Here is an 8680-nt window from a genome sequence, read left to right on the forward strand (position 1 = left end):
AAAGGCTTATAGCCGTAGAGGAAACCACCCGTTGGACGGGTGGTCCTCATTTTTCAACTTATTCTCTTATTCTTATATTGTTTTCCCGTCCAACCATTTAAATACTTGCAACAAGCTTACTCTTTTTTATAGCTTGAATGAGAGTATAGCCTACTAAGGAACCAATAGAACCTTGTATTCCATTGAAAGGTATATTCACCAATGGAGAGAGTACATTTTGTAGTAGAAGAATCTCAAATACATAGTACCCTAACACCATAATTATTAGACCGAAAAGAATGCCTAATAGGAATTTATCTTTTTTAAATAAGTAACCAGATACTATTCCCATAGTACCTTTAATGACAAAAGTACCGATCATATAAGGTACATAACCTAAATATAAATCCCCCATCATTGAACCAAAGCCTCCTACTAAAAAACCTAATGCTGGTCCTAAAAAGTATGAGCTTATATAAATGGCTGCATCTCCTAGATTAATATAGCCACCTAATGGACTTGGAATGGCGATAACTACGGTGCATATAAAAACCAATGCAATCATTAAAGAAGTATAAGTTAATTTTCTTATATTGTTATTCATAATATCTTTCCTTTCCCCACCTTTTTTACTATAATACATAATATATAACCTCTTGAAAATATACAGAAATTAATATTTTAATAAGGACAGATGGTGAAAATATGGATCAAATGATATTAGATTATAGTAATAGAGAACCTATATACATACAGATATACAATCACTTTAAAGAAGAAATCATAAATCGCAATCTTCAAAAAGGCGAGAAATTGCCCTCCATCCGAGAATTATCTGCGGATATCAATGTGAGTAAAACCACAATAGAAACTGCGTATAATCAATTAGTAGTAGAAGGGTATGTCAATAATGTTCCTAAGAGCGGTTATTATGTAGTGGAAATAAAAGATTATCTATTTCCTGAAACAAAAAAATCAGTTAAGCAAGACCAAATTGTTCAAAGTAGGGATTATATTAATAATGGAGTAGATAAAAAGAGTTTTGATATAAAAGTATGGAAAAGAATATATGGAAATGTACTTTTAGAGCAAGAAAATGAACTGTATACAAGCGGAGATGAACAAGGAGAACTCGTCTTAAGAGAGAATATTTGTCGTTTTGTGCAAAAAACCAGAGGGGTTCACTGTACATCAAGCCAAATTGTTATTGGTGCTGGTATGCAATCCCTTCTCGGTATTCTTTGCTCCCTCTTAAAGACAAAATATCGTAATGTAGCTATGGAATCTCCCGGTTTTACTCATGCAAAGAGCACTTTTGAGGATTACAGTATGAACATCATTCCTATAGGAGTATCTGAAGAAGGTATTGATATTGATATACTAAAAAAATCCAATGCAAAGATGGTGTTTTTAAGCCCTTCTCATCAGTATCCTACAGGTTCTGTAATGCCAATAGATAAGCGATTAGAAGTTTTGAATTGGGCAAAAGAAAAAGACGCGCTTATTTTGGAAGATGATTACGACTGTCTCATTCGTTATGAATCTAGACCTATACCTGCCCTTCAAGGTTTAGATAGTACAGGTCATGTCATATATTTTGGTTCTTTCTCTAAGATTCTTTTGCCGTCCATCCGAATCAGTTATATGATCTTACCGCAGTCTATTTTAGAATTGTATACTTCTTATAAAAGGCAATTTTCACAATCTTCTTCCAAAATGGAGCAGCTAGCTTTAGCTCAATTTATGGAGGAAGGTTATTTGAAAAAACACTTAAGGAAAATCAAAAAGATTTACTATCGCAAAAATGAGCTCATAGTAAATTTTATTAAAAAGAACGCAAGAAATAAAATCAATATATTAGGTCACGATTCGGGTCTTCATATGATGTTTGAAATTACTACAAACAAGGAGGTAAGTGAAATCCTAAAAGATGCGGAAAGTCAAAATATCCATCTAGAATTAGTAGAAGGGTTTCAAAAAGATAAGCTCGTCGTAGTTTTTACTTACAGTGGTTTAGAAGAAGATGTGATAGAAAAAACATTGGATCTACTTATGAAAAAAGTTTTCTAGACGATATAAAAAGAAAAGATAATGATTTATACTAATTTAATAGAATATAGTATAATTGATGTAAGACCCATTATAATGAAATGAATAGAAATTATAGTGTGGCTAAAATTAAAGAATTCTAAAGAAAATAAGTATTGGAGGGTTATTATTATGAAAGTTTTTGCAATGATGTCTAGTCATAGAAAAAACAAAAACACAGAACATCTTTTGGATTATTTTCTAGAGGGATTAGATTCTAAAAATGAAATAGTAAAGAAAAGGCTTGTAGATTTAGATATCAATATTTGCACTGCTTGCGAGTATTGTAGAGATCACTTGGGTGAGTGCATTTTTAAAGATGATATGAGCCAAATCATTCAAGGGATGCTAGAAAGTGATTTGATTGTTCTCGCTACACCTCTGTATTTTAATAGTGTTACTACTAGATTAAAGATTATGATCGATCGAAATCAAGTTCTATACAATTCTTGGTATCATATTAAAGATCCAATATTTAAAGAAAGAAAGCCTGTAGTAATCCTTTCTGTTGGAGGTTCTAGACATTATAGCAATCAATTTGAAGGAGTTACAGCAGAAACACAACATTTTCTTACGAATATTAAAGGTACATTGCTAGACTTCATTAAATATAACAATTCCGATCGCGTTAGTTTAATAGACAATGAAGAAGTAAGAGAAGAGGTTGTGAAAAAAGCTTTAGAAATTGAAAAGATAGTAAATAATAAAAGTTGGATGTAGCCATTAGAAAAGCCTCCTTCACAAAACCCTTGACACAATAATTTATTATGAGTAAAATAAATCCGTACAACTATATATAGATAAGAACAATGACGAGAACAGTAGTAGTTGCAGAAACTTTACAGAGAATTAATCCTAGGTTGAAAGGTTAATAAGTGGAGCGATTACGAAGATCACCTTTGAGTTTTGATTGAAAAATCACGGTCAACCCGTTAATAAAACAAGACATTTACGCAATGTAAAGTAAGATGGTACCACGAAAAAAGCTTTCGTTCTTATAAAATTAAGAACGAAAGCTTTTACTTATTATAGAAGAAAATTATCCTTTGTTGTGTTATTTAAAATTTAAAAGATTAGATGGGCAGTTGATTAGATGAAAAATTGTTATCTATATTGGCATAAATAATTTTATTTACCACCTTATGAGCTTACCACCTTACCACCTAGGAGCGTTATCCAGTTCTTCTTGCATAGGCGCGACAAACTGATTGGCTACAAGATACGACTAGTCACTTTATTATAGATATTAGGAGGAAAAAATAATGGCAGTATTTAAAGAATTGTCTAATTCAACAATTGCTGATACAGAAAAGAAGATATCAGACTTTTGGAATGAGATTAATATTTTAAAAAAGAGTATTGATAATAGAGACGGAAAAGAAAACTTCGTGTTTTACGAAGGACCACCGACAGCAAACGGTAAACCAGGGATTCACCATGTTTTATCTCGAACTTTAAAGGATTCTGTATGTAAATATAAAACAATGACAGGCTATAGAGTAGAGAGAAAGGCTGGATGGGACACTCACGGATTACCAGTAGAAATTGAAGTAGAAAAACAATTAAATATATCTAGTAAAAAAGAAATTGAAGAGTACGGAATCGCTGGGTTTAATAAAGCATGTAAAGAGTCTGTATTCACTTATGAAGCGTTATGGCGCGAGATGAGTGAGCGAATGGCATATTTCATAGACTTAGAAAATCCTTATATCACTCTTGATAATAATTACATTGAAAGTGTATGGTGGATTTTAAATAGGTTCTTTAATGAAGATTATATCTATGAAGGACACAAGATTCTTCCATATTGTCCAAGATGTGGGACAGGCTTAGCTTCTCATGAAGTAGCTCAAGGTTATCAAGAAATCAAAAGCAACACCGTTATTGTTCCTATAAAGAGAAAAGATGCAGACGAGTATTTTCTTGTTTGGACTACAACTCCTTGGACATTAGCTTCTAATGTAGCTTTAGCAGTTCATTCAACAGCAGATTATGTAAGGGTTAAAAGTCAAGATAATACCTTTATTGTTGCAAAAGCCCTTGCAGGTAAAGTTTTTGGTGATGATTTTGAGATTGTTGATGAATTCAAGGGTTCTGAGCTAGAATATGTAGAATATGAGCAGCTGATGCCATTTTTACAAGTAAATAAGAAAGCATTTTTTGTTACACTAGCTGATTATGTTACCACAGATGATGGAACTGGTATTGTACACATTGCACCTGCATTTGGTGAAGATGACTATCAAATTGGTAGAAAGTACAATCTTCCTGTTTTAAATCCAGTGGATGAAGAAGGAAAGTATACAGATACGCCTTGGAAAGGCACTTTTGTAATAGATGCAGATTTAGACATTATTAAATGGCTAAAAGAAGAAGGAAAATTATTTAAAAAAGAAAAAGTAGCTCATAATTATCCTCATTGCTGGAGATGTAAAACTCCTTTAATATACTATGCGAAGCCAAGCTGGTATATCGAAATAACAAAACTAAAAGATAAACTTATTGAAAACAACAATAGCGTGGAGTGGTATCCAGATTTTGTTGGAGAAAAACGCTTTGGAAACTGGTTAGAAAATTTAAACGACTGGGCCATTTCAAGGTCTAGATATTGGGGAACGCCATTAAATATTTGGCGTTGTGAATGTGGTCATCTTGAATCTGTTGGTTCTCGTAAAGAGTTAGTAGAGAAAGCCATAGAGGATATTGATGAGAGCATTGAATTACATCGCCCCTATGTAGACGATGTCCACTTCCATTGCTCAAAATGTGGAGGCACTATGACTAGAGTACCTGATGTTATTGATTGTTGGTTTGACTCTGGATCTATGCCATTTGCACAATATCATTATCCATTTGAAAATAAAGAAAAGTTCGAATCTCAATTTCCGGCAGACTTCATTAATGAAGGTATTGATCAGACTAGAGGGTGGTTCTATTCCTTAATAGCAATATCCACTTTTGTAATGGGGGTTGCTCCATATAAGAAAGTATTAGTTAATGATTTAATACTAGATGCAGAAGGCAGAAAAATGTCTAAGTCTAGGGGAAATACTGTTGATCCTTTCCAACTCTTTGATCAATACGGTGCAGATGCCCTAAGATGGTACTTGCTATATGTATCTCCGGCATGGACTCCTACTCGATTTGATATTGAGGGATTAAAAGAAGTACAAAGTAAATTCTTCAATACCATGAAGAATGTATATAATTTCTTTACTTTGTACGCAAATACAGATAATCTTAATCCTAAAGATTTTATTGTAGAGGTTAAAAATAGACCAGAGATTGACAGATGGTTATTATCTAAATATAATAGCTTAATTAGAGAAGTCAGAAGAGAAATGGATATTTTCGACCTGACAAAAGCTGTTCGAAAAATCCAAGATTTCATCAATGAAGATTTGTCTAATTGGTATATCCGAAGAAACCGAAGAAGATTCTGGGCTAAGGATATGACTGAAGATAAAAAATCTGTATTTGGTACAACCTATGAGGTGTTAGTTGGCATTAGCAAATTGATTGCTCCATTTGCCCCATATATATCTGAAGAAGTATATCAGAAATTAACTGGTGAGGAATCTGTTCACCTTGCAGATTATCCTATTTGTGATGAGTCTATTATCGATTTAGAACTAGAAAGTCGAATGGAATTAGTTCGAAATCTTGTAAGCTTAGGTAGGGCAGCAAGAGAAGAAGCACAAATTAAGGTAAGACAACCTCTTCATAAAATCATCGTCGATGGAAAATATAAAAAGAACATCGATTATTTAGTTCCTTTGATTATGGAAGAACTCAATATAAAAGATGTGGATTTTGAAGATGATTTGAGCACATTTCTAAACTTTAGCTTAAAGCCAGACTTTAAAGTAGCTGGACCTATTTTAGGTGCTAAAGTTAAACTATTAGGTAAAGCTTTATCTAAGGCCAGCGCAGATGAACTAGTGCCAAAACTTGAAAGCGGTGAAAAAGTAGTTCTAACTATTGATGGCGAAGAACTAGAAGTGTCAAAAGACTTTATTGATGTTCGTATTTCATCTAAAGAAGGCTTTAATGTTCAAATGGAAAACAATATATTTGTCATTCTTGATACAAATATTGATGATGAACTTAAAGTAGAAGGGTATGTTCGCGAAGTCATTTCTAAAATTCAACAATTGAGAAAATCAAATGGCTTTGAAGTTATGGATAATATTGATATTAAAGTAAACGGTGAAGTTGAAGTAATAGAAGCGGTTAAAAAATATGAAGAGATTATTAAAGAAGAAACCCTAGGACTTAGCATATCTTATACAGATGAAGAATTAGACAAACAAAATATCAATGGACATGAAACAGGAATTGTAGTCATAAAGAGAGTTTGAGTGTACAATTAGGGCCGCTATAAATAGCAGCCCCAACTTTTTATATAAGGAGATGTTAATGTGAGTCTATTAAAATTACAAAATGGTTCCGATGTTAGAGGTATTGCTGTAGCAGGAGTACCTGGAGAAGAAGTGAACTTAACACCTGAAGCAGTTTCGAAAATTGCCTATGCCTTTAAAGCATGGTTGAAGAATAAATTTGGAAAAGAAGAATTATCTTTAGCTATTGGAAGGGATAGCAGAATATCAGGAGAGACGTTAGTACAGGCTGCTATTAAAGGCATGAAAGGACAAAACACAACGATCTTTAATTGCGAAATGGCTTCTACTCCAGCTATGTTTATGAGTACTTTAGACGATGAGATTAATGCAGATGGAGCTATAATGATAACAGCGAGTCATCTTCCTTTTAATAGGAATGGACTTAAGTTCTTTACAAAAGACGGAGGAGCAGACAGCAAGGATATTAAAGCAATTCTAGATATTGCAGAAACTCAAAAACCTCAATACGAAGACAATGGAAGAGTTGAAAAATTCGATTTTATCAGTAAATATGCTGAAGCGTTAGTAAATAAAATTAAAGAATCTACAGGTGAAGACAAGCCATTTGAAAATTGTAAGATTATTGTAGATGCTGGTAATGGTGCAGGTGGATTTTTTGCTGAAAAAGTGCTGCAGCCATTAGGCGCAGATACAGAAGGAAGTTTGTATCTAAATCCTGACGGGAACTTTCCTAATCATCAACCTAATCCAGAAAATCAAGAGGCAATGGATGCCATTTGCAAAGGTGTCTTAGATAGTAACGCTGATTTAGGTATTATATTTGATACAGATGTAGACAGGGCGGCAGTAGTAGATCGCAATGGAAAATCTATTAATAGAAATGCTTTAATTGCTTTAATGTCAGCAATTGTTTTAAAAGATTATCCTAATAGCACAATTGTGACGGATTCTGTAACTTCAGTAGGTTTGAAAAAATTCATTGAATCAAAAGGTGGGAAGCACCACAGATTTATGAGAGGATATAAAAATGTCATAAATGAAGCTATCCGTTTAAATAAAGAAGGCACAGAAGCTCATCTAGCTATAGAAACAAGTGGTCACTGTGCATTAAAGGAAAATTACTTTTTAGATGATGGAGCTTATTTAGTGACAAAAGTCTTAATCCTATTTGCAGAATTAAGAAAAGAAGGAAAAGATCTAGAAGACCTTATAGGAAGTCTTGAGGAGCCAGTAGAATCAATTGAAGTTAGGGGCAAGATTAATGATCAAGATTTTAAAGCATATGGAAATCAAGTCCTCGAGGACTTTAGAGATTATATGAATACTGTAGAAGGCTGGTCGGCAGAAACTCCTAATTATGAAGGGGTAAGAGTAAATTGCGAAAAAGAAGAAGGCTGGTGCTTAGTGAGATTATCATTACACGACCCAGTAATGGTAATAAATATCGAGTCTAATCTATCTGATGGTTGTGAGAAGATTGAGAAGAAGTTATTTGATTTCTTAAGTAAATATAAAGCCTTATCTTTTGTATAAATAGATAGTAATTTTGTGCTTGGCTGAAAGCGGAAAGCTGAATGCGGAACGGCCATAGATAAGTTGCAGATGAAAAGATGGTTTTCAACTGTACTAAGTACACATTGGTCATTACGTTATTTCACCTACTAGGGAGGTGAGTTCAGTTGTCAGCTTTCAGCATTCCGCTATCAGTAGTATGAACGCGCATGCAAACGAACAATTAAGCACAAAATTTCTACAAGAGAAAAAATATTTAAAAAACTCCTTGCAAAAAAGAAATACCCTGTGTATAATAAAACAAGTCGCCAAGAGGTACATAATAAGGCGATTAAGTTAAAGAGAAAAAGTAATAAAAAATGTTTATATTTCTTTAACATGGGTATAATACGAAATACAAGATCAACGAAAAAGAAATTTAAAAAAGTAGTTGACAAAAGAAACAAGATGAAGTAAGATATAAAAGCTGACTCGAGAGAGACAAGCTGAATATTGAAAAAAAGCCGTAGCTTATAGCCAATCAAACTTCGCCTTAAGGCTCGTTTTCTTGGATAAGCCTGGCATAGGTAATACTAATTACTTACCGCGTCACTGCGTTCCTTGTAAGCAAAGTATTACTCTAAAGGTATTTGAAAATAGAATAGTGCACACAAACCCAAGCAAATTAGTTGCGTGTCTTTAAGACAAGCAACATTAAAGTAATAAAATGTAACAAGCCAGCAATTTATTTAGAGAGT

5 protein-coding genes and 1 other annotated feature are annotated in these 8680 nt (G+C 33.3%); of the genes, 4 read left to right on the forward strand and 1 reads right to left on the reverse strand.

The genetic code is table 11. From position 1 onward, the window contains the following. Positions 1-97: 97 nt before the first annotated feature. Entirely contained in the window at positions 98-622 is a 525-nt protein-coding gene (locus tag Q7P22_RS02290; RefSeq protein ID WP_113921607.1) for an ECF transporter S component, read from the reverse strand. 62 nt (positions 623-684) lie between these two features. Here Q7P22_RS02290 and Q7P22_RS02295 point away from each other — a divergent pair, with 62 nt between their 5' ends. From Q7P22_RS02295 to Q7P22_RS02310, 4 genes are all read left to right on the forward strand, one after another. Beyond that, positions 685-2049: a PLP-dependent aminotransferase family protein gene (locus Q7P22_RS02295; protein WP_113921606.1), complete on the forward strand. Its 1365-nt coding sequence runs from the start codon at positions 685-687 to the stop codon at positions 2047-2049. Between the two features lie 150 nt (positions 2050-2199). Next, entirely contained in the window at positions 2200-2787 is a 588-nt protein-coding gene (locus tag Q7P22_RS02300; protein WP_113921605.1) for a flavodoxin family protein, read from the forward strand. 80 nt (positions 2788-2867) lie between these two features. After that, positions 2868-3067 (forward strand) — a binding site (T-box leader). A gap of 262 nt (positions 3068-3329) precedes the next feature. Beyond that, positions 3330-6428, forward strand: a complete 3099-nt coding sequence (ileS, locus tag Q7P22_RS02305; protein WP_303860131.1) for an isoleucine--tRNA ligase — start codon at positions 3330-3332, stop codon at positions 6426-6428. A 60-nt stretch (positions 6429-6488) separates the two neighbouring features. Beyond that, positions 6489-7964, forward strand: coding sequence for a phosphomannomutase/phosphoglucomutase (locus Q7P22_RS02310; protein ID WP_303860133.1), 1476 nt, complete (start codon positions 6489-6491; stop codon positions 7962-7964). Positions 7965-8680 lie beyond the last annotated feature (716 nt).

The organism is Alkalibaculum bacchi, assembly GCF_937875145.1.
In the GTDB taxonomy this organism is placed as follows: Bacteria; Bacillota; Clostridia; order Eubacteriales; family Alkalibacteraceae; genus Alkalibaculum; species Alkalibaculum bacchi_A.

Bases quoted from the DNA above. Each gene is read 5' to 3' on its own strand.
- Q7P22_RS02290 (WP_113921607.1), bottom strand. From the start codon at position 622: ATGTATTATAGTAAAAAAGGTGGGGAAAGGAAAGATATTATGAATAAC.
- Q7P22_RS02295 (WP_113921606.1), top strand. From the start codon at position 685: ATGGATCAAATGATATTAGATTATAGTAATAGAGAACCTATATACATA.
- Q7P22_RS02300 (WP_113921605.1), top strand. From the start codon at position 2,200: ATGAAAGTTTTTGCAATGATGTCTAGTCATAGAAAAAACAAAAACACA.
- ileS (WP_303860131.1), top strand. From the start codon at position 3,330: ATGGCAGTATTTAAAGAATTGTCTAATTCAACAATTGCTGATACAGAA.